18 protein-coding genes are annotated in these 16,764 nt (G+C 46.7%); 12 read left to right on the plus strand and 6 right to left on the minus strand.

Features of this window, described 5'->3' with window-relative positions:
• Window positions 1–29 precede the first annotated feature (29 nt).
• Both AR337_RS09565 and AR337_RS09570 read left to right on the plus strand, forming a co-directional pair.
• Window positions 30–305, plus strand: coding sequence for a YwdI family protein (locus AR337_RS09565; RefSeq protein WP_059171792.1), 276 nt, complete (start codon window positions 30–32; stop codon window positions 303–305).
• Between the two features lie 17 nt (window positions 306–322).
• Complete coding sequence (locus AR337_RS09570) at window positions 323–694, plus strand: DUF423 domain-containing protein (RefSeq protein WP_059171793.1); 372 nt, start codon at window positions 323–325, stop codon at window positions 692–694.
• A gap of 72 nt (window positions 695–766) precedes the next feature.
• On the opposite strand, the gene gerQ is transcribed toward AR337_RS09570, so the two are convergent.
• Window positions 767–1,273 (minus strand): spore coat protein GerQ, encoded by a 507-nt coding sequence (gerQ, locus tag AR337_RS09575; RefSeq protein ID WP_059171794.1) that lies wholly within the window; start codon window positions 1,271–1,273, stop codon window positions 767–769.
• Window positions 1,274–1,561: 288 nt separating this feature from the next.
• A complete protein-coding gene (gene hemQ / locus AR337_RS09580; protein ID WP_059171795.1) occupies window positions 1,562–2,305 on the minus strand; it encodes a hydrogen peroxide-dependent heme synthase in 744 nt (247 codons plus the stop codon).
• Window positions 2,306–2,657: 352 nt separating this feature from the next.
• Here hemQ and pta point away from each other — a divergent pair, with 352 nt between their 5' ends.
• Window positions 2,658–3,635, plus strand: a complete 978-nt coding sequence (pta, locus tag AR337_RS09585; RefSeq protein WP_059171796.1) for a phosphate acetyltransferase — start codon at window positions 2,658–2,660, stop codon at window positions 3,633–3,635.
• 120 nt (window positions 3,636–3,755) lie between these two features.
• Here the strand turns inward: pta and zupT are convergent, their stop codons facing one another.
• Window positions 3,756–4,562 (minus strand): zinc transporter ZupT, encoded by an 807-nt coding sequence (zupT, locus tag AR337_RS09590; RefSeq protein ID WP_059171797.1) that lies wholly within the window; start codon window positions 4,560–4,562, stop codon window positions 3,756–3,758.
• A gap of 482 nt (window positions 4,563–5,044) precedes the next feature.
• Here zupT and tnpA point away from each other — a divergent pair, with 482 nt between their 5' ends.
• Both tnpA and AR337_RS09600 read left to right on the plus strand, forming a co-directional pair.
• The gene (tnpA, locus tag AR337_RS24040) at window positions 5,045–5,383 is read left to right on the plus strand and encodes an IS200/IS605 family transposase (RefSeq protein WP_367576257.1); all 339 of its coding nucleotides are present in this window, start codon (window positions 5,045–5,047) and stop codon (window positions 5,381–5,383) included.
• A gap of 412 nt (window positions 5,384–5,795) precedes the next feature.
• Entirely contained in the window at window positions 5,796–6,635 is an 840-nt protein-coding gene (locus AR337_RS09600; protein ID WP_059171799.1) for a lipoate--protein ligase family protein, read from the plus strand.
• 97 nt (window positions 6,636–6,732) lie between these two features.
• Here the strand turns inward: AR337_RS09600 and AR337_RS09605 are convergent, their stop codons facing one another.
• Window positions 6,733–7,524, minus strand: a complete 792-nt coding sequence (locus tag AR337_RS09605) for an RsfA family transcriptional regulator (RefSeq protein ID WP_059172221.1) — start codon at window positions 7,522–7,524, stop codon at window positions 6,733–6,735.
• Between the two features lie 292 nt (window positions 7,525–7,816).
• Between AR337_RS09605 and AR337_RS09610 the strand changes: the two genes are divergently transcribed.
• The 3 genes from AR337_RS09610 (at window position 7,817) to AR337_RS09620 (ending at window position 10,183) form a co-directional block, all read left to right on the plus strand.
• Window positions 7,817–8,038: a DUF1450 domain-containing protein gene (locus AR337_RS09610; RefSeq protein WP_059171800.1), complete on the plus strand. Its 222-nt coding sequence runs from the start codon at window positions 7,817–7,819 to the stop codon at window positions 8,036–8,038.
• A 248-nt stretch (window positions 8,039–8,286) separates the two neighbouring features.
• Entirely contained in the window at window positions 8,287–9,585 is a 1,299-nt protein-coding gene (locus AR337_RS09615; protein WP_059171801.1) for an HD domain-containing protein, read from the plus strand.
• Between the two features lie 88 nt (window positions 9,586–9,673).
• Window positions 9,674–10,183 carry a YwgA family protein gene (locus AR337_RS09620; protein WP_059171802.1) on the plus strand — a complete coding sequence of 170 codons (510 nt, stop codon included), beginning with the start codon at window positions 9,674–9,676 and terminating at the stop codon, window positions 10,181–10,183.
• A 90-nt stretch (window positions 10,184–10,273) separates the two neighbouring features.
• Here the strand turns inward: AR337_RS09620 and AR337_RS09625 are convergent, their stop codons facing one another.
• Window positions 10,274–10,459 (minus strand): 2-hydroxymuconate tautomerase, encoded by a 186-nt coding sequence (locus tag AR337_RS09625; RefSeq protein ID WP_059171803.1) that lies wholly within the window; start codon window positions 10,457–10,459, stop codon window positions 10,274–10,276.
• Between the two features lie 184 nt (window positions 10,460–10,643).
• Here AR337_RS09625 and AR337_RS09630 point away from each other — a divergent pair, with 184 nt between their 5' ends.
• Both AR337_RS09630 and AR337_RS09635 read left to right on the plus strand, forming a co-directional pair.
• Window positions 10,644–11,300 carry a site-2 protease family protein gene (locus AR337_RS09630; RefSeq protein ID WP_059171804.1) on the plus strand — a complete coding sequence of 219 codons (657 nt, stop codon included), beginning with the start codon at window positions 10,644–10,646 and terminating at the stop codon, window positions 11,298–11,300.
• Between the two features lie 40 nt (window positions 11,301–11,340).
• On the plus strand, window positions 11,341–11,850 hold the full coding sequence (locus AR337_RS09635; RefSeq protein ID WP_059171805.1) for a YwhD family protein: 510 nt from the start codon (window positions 11,341–11,343) through the stop codon (window positions 11,848–11,850).
• 308 nt (window positions 11,851–12,158) lie between these two features.
• On the opposite strand, the gene AR337_RS09640 is transcribed toward AR337_RS09635, so the two are convergent.
• Window positions 12,159–14,225 (minus strand): transglycosylase domain-containing protein, encoded by a 2,067-nt coding sequence (locus tag AR337_RS09640; RefSeq protein ID WP_059171806.1) that lies wholly within the window; start codon window positions 14,223–14,225, stop codon window positions 12,159–12,161.
• Between the two features lie 260 nt (window positions 14,226–14,485).
• On the opposite strand from AR337_RS09640, the gene speE reads away from it, so the two are divergent.
• Entirely contained in the window at window positions 14,486–15,316 is an 831-nt protein-coding gene (speE, locus tag AR337_RS09650) for a spermidine synthase (protein WP_059171808.1), read from the plus strand.
• Window positions 15,317–15,419: 103 nt separating this feature from the next.
• Window positions 15,420–16,292: an agmatinase gene (gene speB / locus AR337_RS09655; protein ID WP_059171809.1), complete on the plus strand. Its 873-nt coding sequence runs from the start codon at window positions 15,420–15,422 to the stop codon at window positions 16,290–16,292.
• The last annotated feature ends 472 nt before the right edge of the window (window positions 16,293–16,764 follow it).

A 16,764-nucleotide genomic window follows, 5' to 3' on the forward strand; every position in this document is an offset into this window, starting at 1 on the left:
GGAAGTGCTGTTCAAGGGAGTGGATTTTTTTGAACATACATATTGAAACGCTTTTGGCTAAAATTTCGGAAGAGCTTGGCCTTGCCAAGGGTGCTGTAAAAGAGGAGGAACTTCGTGAAAAAGTATACTCTATCAAAACTCTTTGCGAGGTCATCCTTACTGAAAGGGAAACGCCAGTCCCTAAAGAGAGGCAAGCTTTGGGGGTTCAAGCCTTTCCGGCGGGCGGACCGAGAGCGATTCCTAGTCAGGGCCAGAAGCTTGAGTTGAAAGACGAGGCGAACGGGGATTCAATTTTTGATTTTTAGAAAGAGGGTAAAATGAATTGAAAACATTTATTATAATTGGGGCTATAAATGCATTTTTAGCTGTGGCGCTTGGGGCATTTGGTGCGCATGGCCTTGAGGGGCGGCTTACTCCAAAGTATCTGGAAATATGGAAAACCGGAGTTAACTATCAAATGTTTCATGCGGCCGGACTGCTCATTATCGGCCTTCTCGCCGGCAAAGTACCAACCGGATCGGTCTTTACCACAGCCGGATGGCTTATGCTTACTGGAATAGTCCTCTTTAGCGGCAGCCTTTACGTACTAAGCCTGACGAAAATTAGTGTCCTTGGTGCGATCACACCTTTGGGCGGAGTGGCATTCCTTGCTGCATGGGTATTGATCATCGTTGGCGCCTCAAAGTATTTATAATATTTTTTGAAAAATAAGGAGGGCCGCTGGCTTAGCCATGCGGTCCTCCTTTTCGTAAGGGTAAATTTCCTTTTAGCGTGGGGAGTAAGAGGCGAGGCCTGCTCCGCCACCGGGGAATGGGTATTGATACTCGATTTCCTCATCGAATGTAATATAGTCCAGATAAACCATCAAAAGTAAGTAACGCGTTCCTGTTTGCGGGTCGCTAAGGATGATATGGTCACGGCCGGCCGCTTCAATAATGCCTTTAAAAACCTGCTGCCGTTTTTGGCCATCCCTTGTCCCTTCAAATGTCATGTAAACCGTGGCCAGTTTTCCTTTGTTAAGCCGGAGGATATTTTCAATATAGGATTCCTCAATCGGGAGCATTCCTGGTACCTGCGGCCCGGTCGTTGGAGCACTATGCGGTATAGGTACAAAGCCCCCGCTTCCTGGCATAGTCGGGTACCCCCCCATTTGACCGCCACCGAAAGACTGCTGTTGCTGCTGTCCCGGTCCAGGACTGATAGGTACACCACCCGTTCCGGTATAAGGTTGGAACCCTTGCTGCCCCGTACCATAACTTCCGTATGGATTCATTTCATTCCCTCCTCTAAAAAATAAGCATGGGGAATGCGCCCAGCTGAAGTGGGGCTATCCCGCCGCATTTTGCCGATTATCCACAATCCTCGCCCAAGTTTTGTGCAATGCGGGAAGTGAAGACTCGCTAATTGAATCTTATGAAGGAAAGAACGGAAATATGACTGTCGGGGATGACTCGCATTTACAGAAGTGGAGGAAGTTTTTAAGAGGTGCGGATTTTCTATTGATTTGATGAGGCAAGGAAAAAGCCCCGCAACCACACGGGCGGGGCACAAAAATACTTTATTATACATGCAGGAAGGAATTCACTCCATCCTCTGTGAGCAGGTTGCCAACAAAGAATGATCCAAATTCGCCATAGCGGGCGCTTACTTCGTCAAAGCGCATTTCATATACCAGTTTTTTGAACTGGAGTACATCGTCTGAGAACAGGGTAACGCCCCATTCGTAATCGTCAAAGCCGACAGATCCAGTGATAATTTGTTTTACCTTGCCAGCGTATTGCCGGCCAATCATTCCATGGCTGTACATGAGCTTCTTACGATCTTCCATCGGCAGCATATACCAGTTGTCATTGCCCTGGCGGCGCTTGTCCATAGGATAGAAGCAAACATACTTGGCTTTCGGAAGCATTGGATAAAGGCGAGCGCGGACATGCGGGTTTTCATATGGATTTTCCCCGTCATTCAAATAGTTGCTAAGCTCGACGACGGAAACATAGGAATGCACGGGCAAAGTGTATTCAGCAAGCTTGGACTTGTTGAATTCCGTCTCAATCTCATTCAGATCCTCCATTGTCGGGCGCAGGATCATCATCATAAAATCGGCCTTCTGCCCTACAATTGTATACAATGCGTGGCTTCCTTCTTTCATTTCCATCGTCGCGTTCCACTTTTCGACGAGGCCAAGGAATTCATCTATAGCGGCCTGGCGCTCATCGGCAGGCGTCATCTTCCACGTTGTCCAATCCAAGCTCCTGAAATCGTGCAAACAGTACCAGCCATCCAGCGTCTTTGCTGCTTCACTCATCAAAAATCACTCCCTATCTATACTATCCATACACCAGACTACTATATCACAGTTTCACCTAATTGCCCCAAAACAAAACCCTATGCCTGAGACAGTTTAAACACTCCCCAAATGGGATAATTTAAAAATGTCACTATATAGTCAGTGAACGTCAAGGGTTTTCATATTTTGAGGATAATTGGAAGAAATAGTCATCCGGGGTGGGCATTTTCTGATCTTTGTTAGGAATTTAATGCTTTAACGTAACGAAGATTTCTGAAAAAAACAACTTTTGGAAGGATGCCTTGTTTTCCTTGAATTTTGCGTGCGGTGAAGTATGCTGAATATGAGTGAATAGAAGGAGGAGCGTAACGTGAGCGATTTATTTGATGGAATTAAACAGAAAATATCCGGCCACAATCTGAGGATTGTTTTCCCTGAAGGGTTTGACGAAAGAATAGTGAAGGCTGCCGGGCGTCTGGCCACAGAGGGGATCCTCACTCCTGTCCTGATCGGAAATATTGAAGAGCTTCAATCAAGGGCAAAACAGCTAGATGTTTCGCTTGAAGCAGCGGAAATTTATGATCCCGCAAATTATTTAATGATGGATGAGCTTGTCACCGCATTTGTCGAAAGAAGAAGGGGAAAGGCAACCGAGGAAGATGCCCGGAAAATTCTCCTTGACCCAAATTATTTCGGTACGATGCTTGTTTATTTGAATAAAGCGGACGGGCTTGTAAGCGGCGCGGCACATTCTACGGCTGACACGGTAAGGCCGGCACTGCAAATTATTAAAACTAAAGAAGGCGTCAACAAAACATCGGGAGTATTCCTAATGGTCCGAGGGGATGAACAATACGTTTTTGCCGACTGTGCAATCAACATTTCCCCGGATAGCCAGGACCTGGCAGAGATTGCGATTGAAAGTGCGAGGACGGCTAGGCTGTTTGACATTGAACCGCGTGTAGCCATGCTAAGCTTTTCTACAAAAGGGTCTGCGAGGTCGCCAGAAACTGAAAAGGTAATGGAGGCAGCGGAAGAGGCAAAACGCCGTGACCCGCTCCTTATCATTGACGGGGAGTTCCAGTTCGATGCGGCATTCGTTCCTGAAGTTGCAATTGCTAAAGCGCCGAATTCGGTTCTTCAAGGCAACGCCAACGTCTTTGTATTCCCAAGCCTTGAGGCCGGCAACATTGGTTATAAAATTGCCCAGCGGCTCGGCGGCTTCGAGGCAGTAGGGCCGTTGTTGCAAGGCCTGAACCGCCCTGTCAACGACTTGTCCCGTGGCTGCAGTACCGACGATGTCTACAACCTCGCACTCTTGACAGCAGTCCAAACCTTGAGGCAATAGGTTAATTTCTCTGGAGCTTTCTTCGGTGCCTGTCACCTGCCGAGGACATTTGTCAGTCCAGCGCAAACAACTTAACTATGAAAACCCGGCCTCCAATTGAGCGGCCGGGTTTTTGTTCTGTTAGATGAACAGCAGCAAGCTTACTGCCATGACGGCCATCCCGGCAATCAAGCCGTAGATTGGCAGATGGGTTTCATCGTACTTTTTGGCAGCGGGAAGAAGTTCATCAAGGGAGATGAAGACCATGATTCCTGCTACTGCAGCAAAGATGACGCCAAACATAATGTCATTCAGGAATGGCATCAGGAAAAAGTACGCTGTTAACGCACCAATCGGCTCAGACAATCCGGATAGGAAGGAAAGCTTGAACGCTTTTTTCTTGTCCCCTGTTGCAAAATAAACCGGTACTGAAACCGCAATTCCCTCCGGAATGTTGTGGATGGCGATGGCGATTGCAATTGCAACGCCAAGGGCTGGATCCTGAAGGGCGGAAGTAAAGGTTGCAATTCCTTCCGGAAAGTTGTGGATTCCGATGGCGAGCGCTGTAAAGGTTCCCATTTTTAACAATGCGGCGTCTTTAACCTGACTCCCGGGCTGCATTTCTTCAACCGTTTTCAACTCATGGGGATTTCCCTGTTTCGGAATAAACTTGTCAATCAAGGCAATCAGGAGGATCCCGCCGAAAAAGCCGCCGACCGTTGCCCAGTTCCCCTGCTGAACCCCCATTGCGGAAACAAGGGCTATTTTTGCTTTAAAAAAAATCTCGACCATCGATACGTAGATCATGACCCCTGCTGAGAAACCCAATGTTACGGATAAAAACTTGGTGTTTGTTGTAGAGGTAAAGAAGGCCAGCAAACTTCCAATCCCGGTGGCAAGGCCTGCAAATAATGTTAATCCTAAAGCAAATAAAACTTCCTGAGACATTACCGTTCCCCTCTCGATTTAGGTGTATATGGAGAATGCCCTGGTTTAAGGCACATCTTTGTAAAAATACTATATGCAATCAGAATGAAATGTTTCCTATGGTGAAGATTTTATCTGATAGTGAACTTCAATTGCAACAACTATTTATTCCAATTGAAAAAATAATGAACCTTAATCGGCTTTCCACGCCATTCGGGAGGTTTATTTTAACAACAGCGACTATGTTATAGAACTTGCCCGTAAAATCGCGTGGGCTTGCCCCGAGGATGTAAGGGCATCGCTCAAGGATGGTCTTTTGACCATCCTATTTGAGCGACTTTAAGAGATATCTTTTGCAAACATGTGTTCCTTTGTGTTAAAATCGATGTATAAAATTGGATTTAAACTTGATGGGACTTAGGTCGTAAATATGAGTGAATACAACACTTTAAATCATTGAAGTTTCTAGTTCAGTACCATATAATTTGGTGTTCGAAATTTAGATATATGATGTTTTATATGGAAACGTGGAATACGAATTAAGAAACATTCTACATTCTATTGCTGATAGATATGAATATGAAATAAAAGAACTGGAGATAATGCCGAACCATATCCATATGTTTGTCTCAACGAAACCAACTGTGTCTGCCACGGACGTTGTCCGAACATTTAAAAGTATTTCAGCTATTATGTTGTTTAAGCAATTTCCAAATTTAAAGAAATTTTATTCTCGTTGTGGTGTTTTATATCGCAAGGGGTATTTTGCCAGTACAGTTGGCACAGTAAGTGCAGCAACGGTGAAACGGTATATACAAGAGCAAAAGACCAAAACTTTATAGAAAGGAGTATGTTTATATTCATCTTTTTTACTCTATTGTTCAGATGATGAAGGACAAAAGCCCGACCCAGAACGGTGTCAAATTGAATTTGAAAACTTTCACCTATTACATGATCGATGTATTCAACAAATTAAAAACAACCATAAGATTGTCTTAAATAGCGGCATTAAAATCTCTTAAAACATATCTGGGGGTATGACTTAGCCTCCATTTTCGAAAGAAAAGAAAACAAACGCTAATGTGGTCATCGGACTGCTTGTTTGTTGGTTCTCACCCCTATAGCTAGTGCGTAACGCCGACGGGAGCTTGACTCCATGTACGCTTGCGAGAAACTATATGTGAGAACCCACGGGGCTCGCCCCGTGGAGTAAGTCAGAATAGGCAACAGACTAAATGCGATGGAGGCATATAGATGGATCAGGCTCTCTCGTTGCTTCGCCAGGAACAATGGCGGCTGATCGACCAATCGACAACTGGCATTCTCATGCCTGCTATACAATCATTCGCTATTGATGATACGCTTTGCGCCTCTGTCGGAGCGCATCTTGCCCCTGCGACCGCTCGTACCTGGGTACACCGTGATACAGTGGTCCTTGGCATACAGGATACGAAGCTGCCCCATCTAGGCGAAGGGCTTGAATTTCTCCACAGCAAGGGATATACCCCGATTGTCCGGAATTCAGGCGGGCTTGCGGTAGTACTTGACGAAGGCGTCCTCAATATTTCTCTGATTTTTCCGGAAAAGGAAAAGGGTATCGATATCAACCGCGGTTACGATGCGATGTGGATGCTAATCCGGCGGATGTTCGCGGACTTTGGCAAACAGATCGAAGCTAGGGAAATCGTTGGTTCCTACTGCCCCGGCAGCTATGACCTGAGTATCGGAGGCAAAAAATTTGCCGGAATCTCGCAGCGCAGGTTGAGGAAAGGGGTTGCTGTCCAAATTTACCTCAGCGTAGAATACAGTGGCGGCAAGCGGGCCGAGCTTATAAGGGAATTTTATTCCCGTACGTTAAAAGGTGAAAGTACAAAGACCGTTTACCCGGAGATACGGCCGGATGTAATGGGAAGCCTGTCGGAGCTCCTAGAAACCCCGCTTACTGTACAGGATGTAATGCTAAGGCTTATGCTCGAGCTGAAGAAAAACAGCGGCCTCATCTTTTCAGGGCAACTGACTCCCTATGAACAAGAGCTTTTGCCAGGCTACCTCTCAAGAATAGCTGAACGAAATGCGCCATTAACAAAGCCGTAAACCCAAAAAGGTCTACGGCTTGAAGAATGTATTGCCATTCTCTCCAGTAAGGCTATTCTATCTATTTTCCGGTGATTCCACAGTTTTAGCCCAAAAATTATTCGGCTATTTTTTCAAGGTTGCCGTTTCGGTCCATCTTGAATTTCGTGGCAGGACGCTCTTCTTCTTCAAAAAGGACGAGATTGCGCGCTTTGTTCATAATCTTGAGAAGTGTTTCATAATCTTCTTGGATTACGCCAGTATTTTCCTCCAAATCATTGATTTTAGCTTCCATTTCCTCATTTTGCTTACGCAGATTGGCAACTTCCCGCTTTAATCTTTCATTCTCGCTTTTCAGAGCCTCGGCATGGATGCTCGAACTGTCATAGTTTTGCAAGAAGGAAATAACAGCCTGCATCGTCAGCCCTTGAGGCGCCGCCTGCATGCCAATGCCGGAAGGGGCGGACACGGAGAATCTGGAAGACTGCGATTGTACAGCAGGCTTGCCATTTAATTCCTCAACCATCTTTTCAAGATCAAAAGAGGTGGAATGGTCTTCTGTAGGAAGCTCAAATTCAGTTGCCGCTTCCATTGCCACTCCTAGATTCACGTGTTCTGGCTGGACCTCAATCGGAGGAGTATAAAGAAGTTTTTTCTTTCCTCCTTGATCTTTTCCAAGCATTCTCTGGCGCTGTTTGCGCTGTTTTTTAGCAAGCTGGAGTGCTTTCTCGTACGTATGGCGAACGACTGCATTCCACCGGAACCCGCAAGCAGCCGAAGTCCGGTTCAGCTTGTCGCCGACTTCCTCAAAGGCATTTAACTGCGTACTTCCTTCCCTCACATGGCGCAGGACCGTTTCCGCTAACAACAAATCATCTTCCGCCGTCCAGGCGTCCTGGCGAACTTTCATGTCAAAACACTCCTTCTCACTTTTTGTTTCTGCATTCATTTCATCGAACCTCCCTGTACAAAATATCCAATTTTGCACATGTTTTTGAATGTTTTATATTCCTAGTAATATCATGGACACTTTTTTAAAGTTTTATACAGGGGGATTGGAAGGATAGTAGAGTACCAAATCAAAAGGTAAGTTCCGCCAGCGTGCTTGCATTGAAGGAAAAGAAGCTGTAAAATACCTTAGAACCTTCTATAATCCATTGACTCATTTACATAGATCGATTACCGGAAAGGATTTGAACGGAATGCCGAATGAATTCCGCGTGTGCGATGATTGCCAGGCAGTCAATCTGAAGACACTCATTCCTCGCCTGAAACAGCTTGATCCTGACGCGAAAATAGAAATAGGCTGCCAGTCTTACTGCGGCCCCGGAAGGAAAAAGACGTTTGCGTTTGTCAATAACCGTCCCTTGGCGGCCCTGAGCGAAGAGGAACTGATTGAAAAAGTAACCAAGAAATTAAAATAACCTGGGTTAAGGCCCGACTGATCTCACCTTCGCTGGCTCTGGCAGGGTGATTTTTCTATTAATAAAACCCATTATTGGCAAGAAAGTGGGGGTTAGAGGTTCATCCTTGCGTGAATCAAAAGCAAATCACTGTAAAAATAGCAAGGTGGATGCGTCGAAAATTGCTGTAGATATTTGCTGGAAGAGGGATGATTCTCACTCAAAATGGGGATATAATAGAGACAAGTTTAGAGGGGCAGGGGAGAGAGATGGGAGTTTTATCGGAAAAACTGAATGAAGAAAAAGTTTTTAAGGATCCCGTCCATCGCTACATCCATGTCCGCGACAAGATTATCTGGGATTTAATCGGGACGAAGGAATTTCAGCGGCTCAGGCGGATTAAGCAGCTCGGGACCACTTTCCTTACGTTCCACGGTGCCGAGCATAGCCGATTCAACCATTCTCTCGGAGTGTATGAAATCGTCCGGCGGATCGTCGACGATGTATTCGAAGGGAGACCTGAATGGGATGAAAGCGACCGGCTCCTGACACTTTGTGCCGCGCTTCTCCACGACCTCGGCCATGGCCCATTTTCCCATGCTTTTGAAAAAGTTTTTGATCTTGACCACGAAGAATTCACCCGCTCGATTATCCTTGGCAGTACGGAAGTCAACGATGTCCTTTCCAGGGTGGGCAGCGGCTTCCCGAAGCAGGTTGCCGAAGTCATCGCCAAAACATCGGACAAAAAACAGGTCATCAGCCTTATTTCGAGCCAGATTGATGCCGATAGGATGGATTACCTGCAGCGTGATGCATATTTTACCGGAGTCAGCTACGGCTTTTTCGACATGGAACGGATTCTCCGGGTCATGCGGCCGCGGGAAGACCAGGTTGTATTCAAACACACCGGTATGCATGCCATTGAGGATTACATAATGAGCCGGTACCAGATGTATTGGCAGGTGTATTTTCATCCCGTTTCAAGGGGGGCGGAGGTTATTTTGACAAAAATCCTCCACCGGGCAAAGGACCTCCACCGCGAGGGCTACGCGTTTAAAAATGAGCCGCTCCATTTTTATTCAATTTTTGAAGGGAAAGTTACACTCGAAGACTATTTAAAGCTTGATGAGTCGATAATCCTCTATTATTTCCAGATGTGGCAGGAAGAAGAGGATGCCATCTTGAGTGATCTGTGCCGCCGGTTTGTGAACCGTAACCTGTTTAAATTCGTGGAGTTCGACCCGGCGAGGGAATACAAAAAGCTGGCCGAGCTGACCGGTTTGTTCCGAAAGGCGGGAATCGACCCGGATTATTACCTTGTTGTCGATTCCTCCTCTGATTTGCCCTATGACTTTTACCGTCCCGGGGAGGAAGAGGAACGATTGCCAATTAATCTTTTAATGAAAAGCGGCGAGCTGCGTGAGCTTTCGCGGGAGTCGGCAATCGTCGAGGCCATTTCCGGGAAAAGGAGAACGGACCATAAACTTTATTTTCCAGGGGATTTCCTATTGGATGACTCCTCCAAAAAAAATATAAAAAAGCAGATTCGCAGCATTCTTGACTATTAGAGATGCCTTGGGCAGAGCGACTCAAGGCTGAAGGCGACTTTAAAAAGATGCCCTTTCTTTTAAAAAAGGGAGCAGGAGATGAATAGGTTTGTTAAATGATCATGCAAGGCTGATGCAGGCAGTAATGGTATCCGGTGAGATTGTCGGGAGGAAGAAGCTGCAGAAGATGGTTTTTATCGCGAAAAAAATGGCCTTCCCTTTCCAGGAGAGGTTCCAGTTCCATTTTTACGGCCCTTATTCAGAGGAATTGACCCTGAGGGTAGAGGAGCTATGCAACATGGGCTTCCTGGAGGAATGCAAGGAAAACAAGGGCGGCTACAGCCAGTACCGTTACTGCCTGACCGAGGCGGGTAAAGAATTTCTCGGCATAAGCGGAATCGATATGCCGAACCTGGCCGATTGCTTCACCGATATGAATAGCCAGAATGCACGGTTCCTTGAACTCGTTTCCACAGTTCTTTATTTTGACAATCTTGAACGCCCGGAGGTTGCCGAAAAGATTTTTACCCTCAAAAGTAGCCAGCGCTATACCGAAGAAGAAATTGATGAAGCGTATGAATACATTCGTTTGTTAAAAGAAAAAGCTAAGCTCCAGTAAAGGGCTTAGCTTTTCCTTTAGACGGTAAATCTTACTATTTATTTTCCGTCCCACTAAAAACATAATGGCAAAAAACTTTTATTTAAATGCTTACTGGTCGCTTGCCCTGACGCCTGCTTTCGCATAATGGTTTTTGGCCATTTCTTCAATGATTACAGTTACATTTTCCTTTGGAGCTCCCGCTGCTTCAACGACCGCTTCAGTTACTTTTTCGACGAGCGACCTTTTCTGTTCATCTGTGCGCCCTTCAAGCATTTTGACTGTTACGATTGGCATGTTTGATTCCTCCTCTATATGTCTGTAATTTCAGTTTTCCATAAACAGAAAAAAACCGCAAGCAGGGGAAGTCCTTTTTCATTTTTAAGTCCGATTCGTGTATACTTGAGAAAACAGCCAAGAAGAAATTTACATATAAGAGGCTGGCATATAAATAGAACAATACGGTACAGGGGGAAAACTATTGAGTCTCTTTCCATATAATACTCTTGAAACATTTGTATTTGCCGCGCTGACACTTGTCATTGCATTTTCAGTGCATGAGTTTGCCCATGCTTTTACAGCTTGGAAGTTTGGTGACGATACGGCGAAGAATCAGGGCAGGCTTACGCTGAACCCCATTAAACATATTGATCCGATTGGAGCTATTATGATTTTTGTCGTTGGCTTTGGCTGGGCACGCCCCGTCCCGGTCAACCGTTACTTTTTTAAAAATCCCCGCCTTGCGGGAATTATCGTTTCCGTCGCTGGGCCACTCAGTAATTTTATTCTTGCCTCAATCGGATTCCTGGTCTTTTTCAGCGTTGGGCGCCTTGGGGCTGATGGTACATACGCCCAAACGCTGCTCCAGTTTTTAAATACGTTTATCTGGCTGAATCTTGTTCTGTTTGTTTTTAATCTGATGCCGCTGCCTCCGCTCGACGGCTACCGGATCGTTGAGGATTTGGCTCCAGGCGGGCTCCGGGCAAAAATGACCCAGTACGAGCGCTATGGATCACTAATTTTTTTAATCCTCGTTATTACGCCACTTGGTGATTACACGATTTGGCCTGTATTTCGAGTCATTCTTCCCGCCCTCGCGGATGGGATGTACGAATTCTTTTTAGCGTTTTTTATATAAAAGTATTTTTATCGTGTTTTCTTGTAGGGAGGTAAAGTAAATGGAAGAAAAAAAGAAAAAGGTCGCCTTTAACATTATCAAGACCGACCCACTCGACAACCACAAGGGGTTCGGCAAAGGCTCGCTGACTCTTGATAATGTATCGCCGGTTATTATTGACGTGGAAGAGGGCGAGGCTGTTATTGATGTGGGCGCCATGCATGCGCGCAGCGTCGCCGAGAAGGGCATCAAATTTTTGCCGAAAAAGGACGATGTGCCGAATGCCAAGCTGTTTTGGCTAATTTGGGTGACAATTGACCGGAACGAAAACGGTCCATATTATGCGGGGGTTACAGCTTGTGAAATGACCATCAACCGTGAAATCCGCAGGGGATACAAATCGCTTCCGGAGCATGTGAACAGGATGGACAAATCACTTAAGCGCTACATTATCGTCGACCACATGGATGACAGGTCAAAAACGATTCTCACAGAATTCCTGAAGACGCATAACGAAGCGTTTTGGGAAAATTCAACCGAAGAGCTAAAAAATGGCCTTGCCGTTAAATAGGTTGCTGCCCGACGCCCGGGCATGGAAAAAGCCGCCAGCTATGCTGTGCGGCTTTTTTCATATTTTAGGAAAATATAAAATAGAACATTGTGAATAACTCGAAATAGGTTGTTGTAATCCAGCTCCAGCGCCTAGCCCCTCGAGGTCTTAAGCCGGTTCCCTCCGGAGGGCAGGCCCGTCCTGCTGGCCCCGTCTTAATCTGGTCGGGGCTGACCAAGGCGCTTGCGCATTTTGTTCTTTTGGCCTTTATTTAGGCTGGAGCGAAAACCCTCCGCTGTGACATTTGGAAGCCCGTTAAGGAGGATAGCTTAGTCACTCCAGTCCCAAAGCCGCTTGTACCATGTTTTCCCGCCTTTTTTATCGCCGCCGTTCTCCAAATGTGTATGCACAAGATGGTCGGTGCAGTATTCGACTGGCTCTGTCCCTGACACGAAATAGGTAAAGCGGCGGACCGGACATTCCTTTACAGCAAGCTTCCCGTTTGCCGGATCGACATATACTCCTGTGACCCCTTCCCTCGGCGGTTTGAATGCCTTAACCGGTTTCCCGTCCAACGCTTCCTCCATGAAGCGCACCCAAATCTGTTTCGCATACGATTTTTCAGGGACGCTGTCAATCTCACGGGCATCGTCGTAACCTGTCCATACGGCGGAAACAAGCTGGGGAGTGAAGCCGATCATCCAGCTATCTGTCGGAGTTGAACCTGATTTACCGGCATAGGGCCGTGTCATCCCTTTTGTTATTGCGCTTCCGGTGACAGACGTATAACCGTTCAGCTTTTTATCAAAAACTCCCGTCATCATCTGAGTCATGACATACGCCTTGGCTGGGTCAAGAACCACCTCGTCCCGTTCCTCCTTTTCGTAAATAATTTTCCCATCTGCCGTTTCAACCCGGGTAATAAGAGTAGGCTCGACCTTTTTGCCGCCATTGGCAAAGAGGCTGTAAGCATTGGCCATTTCAATGACCCTTACGCCCGAAGTGCCTAGGGCAAGCGAGGGTACCTTTGCCATCTTTGTTGTTATCCCGAATTCCTTCGCGGTGTCAACGAGCGTCTCTTCCCCAATGAACAAATGCGTCTTAACCGCGTAAACATTATCTGAGACCGCTAATGCTTGGGCAAGCGTGATTTCCCCATCGGCATATTTATTATTGTAGTTATGTGGCGTGTAGTCAGGGCTGCCGTTTTCAAATCGGAATGTCGTCTGCTCGCTTCTGATCATCGTAGAAGGTGTGTAGCCTTGCCCGAGAGCTGCGTAATAGAGGAGCGGCTTAATCGTCGACCCAGGTGCCCGGGTTGCCTGGACAGCGCGGTTGAACGGGCTCTTTTCATAATCGCGCCCGCCTGCCATGGCCTTGATATGACCGTTTTTCGGATTGATGGCAACGAGGGCCGCCTGAATTTCCGACTTTGGGGAGATGACCGATTTAATTTGCTTTTCGGCGGCTTCCTGCTGTTTCGGATCAATCGTAGTATATACCCTCAATCCGCCAAGAGCGATCGCCCGTTCATCCAGGCCAAGCTGTTTCCTTAATGCATTGGAGACCGCATCCTGGAAGTACGGTGCGGCCTTCAGCTCGCGGTGCGGATCCCTGCCCGTCAGCCCCAGATTGGCAGCATAAGCCATTTCGGCTTCGGCGCTCTTGATATAGCCGTTATTAACCATTGCTTTCAAAATAATCCCTTGCCGCTGTTTCGCCCTTTCCATGGAGGCAAACGGGGAAAAAGCGGCAGGGCCTTTCGGGATACCCGAGAGCATTGATGCTTCCGCCAGGGATAAATCGGCGGCATTTTTCCCAAAATAATACTGGCTGGCAGCCTGGATGCCGTACGCCCTGTTACCGTAGTAGATAGTATTTAGGTAGCCTTCAAGGATTTCCTCCTTGGAATAATTCATTTCAAGCCGGATGGCGTAAATGGCTTCACGCAGCTTCCGGGTCCATGTTTTATCATGCTCGAGAAAGAGGTTCCGGGCATATTGCTGCGTAACGGTGCTCGCTCCTTGCACTTTGCTGAATGCCTTGATATCGGCAAGGGCGGCACCGGCAATCCGCTTAAGATCAAAACCGCTGTGTTCGTAAAATTTCCTGTCTTCTATGGAAATGGTCGCTTCGACCAAATAGGGTGAAATTTCTTTAAGAGGCACCCAGTACCTCTTTTGCCCATAGTTAGTTTCCCCAATGATTGATTCATCATCTGCAAAATAAAGAGTAGATTGAGGGACGGCAAGCGGAGGAGCGCCAAGAACCTTTACGTATACGAGAATAAGCATCGCCGCCAGTGTAAGTAAGGCCGAACCGAACAGGCCAAAAAATGCAGCCGCCCGCAAATATTTCACAACTCGTTTCAGCCCCTCGCCAGTCATGGTTTCCATGCTTTCACCCCTTTGCTCCCTTGAGGAAAATTCGTGCCCATGCGGGGCCGTATCTACAGTATGAAAGGAATGGAAGATTTTTAAACATTTCGGGAGAGATAGCTTGAAAATATTTCTTGCATTTTTGCTGGATTCCTCTATACTTTTTCTCATGTTTGCATTTAATGAGTTGGGGAAGTATAGCAGTAGAAACGACGCTTTTTTTATCGGGCGAATGGCGGCTTTCCTTGGTAAAATTACTTTGAAAGGAAGATGGAAAAATGGGTGGACTTTGGTTTACTGAGAAACAGACCGAAAACTTCGGAATTACAATGAAGATTAAACGAACATTACATACAGAACAGACGGATTTCCAAATGCTTGAAATGGTTGAAACGGAAGAGTGGGGCAATATGCTCCTGCTCGACGGCATGGTTATGACGTCTATTAAAGATGAATTCGTCTACCATGAAATGGTTGCGCACGTGCCTTTGTTCACGCATCCAAACCCCGAGAACGTCCTTGTTGTCGGCGGCGGAGACGGAGGCGTTATCCGCGAGGTTTTAAAGCATCCCCAGGTGAAAAAAGCGACACTAGTTGACATTGACGGAAAGGTTATCGAATATTCGAAGAAATTTTTGCCGGAAATCGCCGGCAAGCTTGATGATCCGCGTGTCGACGTAAAGGTTGGCGACGGTTTCATGCATATCGCAGAAAGCGAAAATGCCTACGATGTCATTATGGTTGATTCAACCGAGCCAGTCGGCCCAGCGGTCAACCTATTTACAAAGGGATTTTATGCTGGCATTTCAAGGGCATTGAAAGAAGATGGCATTTTTGTTGCCCAGTCCGACAATCCTTGGTTCAAAGCCGATCTGATCCGCGATGTTCAGCGGGATGTGAAGGAAATCTTCCCAATCACCCGCCTGTATATTGCCAACATCCCGACATACCCAAGCGGCATGTGGGCATTCACAATCGGATCAAAAAAATACGATCCGCTGGAAGTATCCGAAGACCGCTTCCATGAAATTGAAACAAAGTACTATACAAAGGAACTCCACAAAGCGGCATTCGTTTTGCCTAAGTTTGTTGGGGATTTAGTAAAATAAAAGAGTCAGGCCATATTCTGTTAAGGCCGGGCAAAAATAAAAGGAAGCACAGCGGAGGGAGGCCCCAGTCTCCCTCTCGTTGTGCCTGGAAAGGAATTCCCCAATGCGATTTGATGAAGCTTATTCAGGAAACGTATTTATTAAAAGCCATCCGAACTTCGAAGAAAGCAAAGCGGTCCTTTACGGGATGCCGATGGACTGGACGGTCAGCTACCGCCCAGGGTCACGGTTCGGCCCCGCAAGGATTCGCGAAGTATCAATCGGGCTTGAAGAATACAGCCCGTATCTCGACCGCGAACTTGACGATGTTAAGTATTTCGATGCAGGAGATATTCCGCTTCCGTTTGGGAACCCGAAGCGAAGCCTTGATATCATTGAAGAATTTGTAGACAAGGTTCTTGCCGAGGGAAAGTTCCCGCTAGGAATGGGAGGCGAGCATCTTGTATCCTGGCCTGTCATGAAGGCTGTCTACAAAAAGCATCCGGATCTTGCCATCATCCACATGGATGCGCATACCGACCTTCGCGAAGAGTATGAAGGCGAACCGCTATCCCACTCGACGCCAATCAGGAAAATTGCCGAGCTGATCGGGCCAACGAATGTTTATTCTTTTGGCATCCGCTCCGGAATGAAAGAAGAATTCGATTGGGCGAAGAATGCTGGCATGCATATTTCCAAATTTGAGGTTTTAGAGCCTTTGAAGCAAATATTACCGAAGCTTGCCGGCCGACCGGTCTATGTGACGATTGACATTGACGTCCTAGATCCGGCCCATGCACCAGGCACCGGAACAGTTGATGCTGGCGGCATCACGTCCCGTGAACTCCTAGCTTCAATTCATGAAATTGCGCGTTCCCAAGTTAATGTCGTAGGTGCGGACCTTGTTGAAGTGGCGCCGATTTATGACAACTCCGAACAAACAGCCAACACCGCAAGCAAACTCATCAGAGAAATGCTTCTCGGCTGGGTGAGATAAGCACGGCAGGTGAGTTGGAATCCTGGTCCCCGTTTCCAAAAGGTGGCTGGACTGAAATATATTCGTTCTTGAGCGACACCTTTTTGGCATTTGGCCAAACTTTGTCAAGGGTTAAAATGATAAAAAGGGTTCTTCACCATAAGTGCTGGTTTATGATTAAAATGCCTAACTTATTTGTTGATTGGAGCGGAGGGCACCGACTCCTGCGGGATGCAGCGGCAAGGTGGAGACCCCACAGGCGCAAGCGCCGAGGAGGCTCCACTGACGCCCCGCGGAAAGCGTGTGCCTGTAGCGCAAATTAACACATTCGTAAAACCACTTTTTGTGATGAGAAACCATAAAAATATTTAAGTGCCTGTTTCTTCCATGAATCAGGCGCTTTTTGTATTGTCGGGCGCTGATGGCTATAATAGCAGAGTAGAGCTTGTTCAATTTTCATGATATAATTTTTTATTTATAAGGGATTAAAGAG

Origin of the sequence: Bacillus sp. FJAT-27445 (assembly GCF_001510665.1) — a bacterium.
In the GTDB taxonomy this organism is placed as follows: Bacteria; Bacillota; Bacilli; order Bacillales; family Cytobacillaceae; genus Bacillus_D.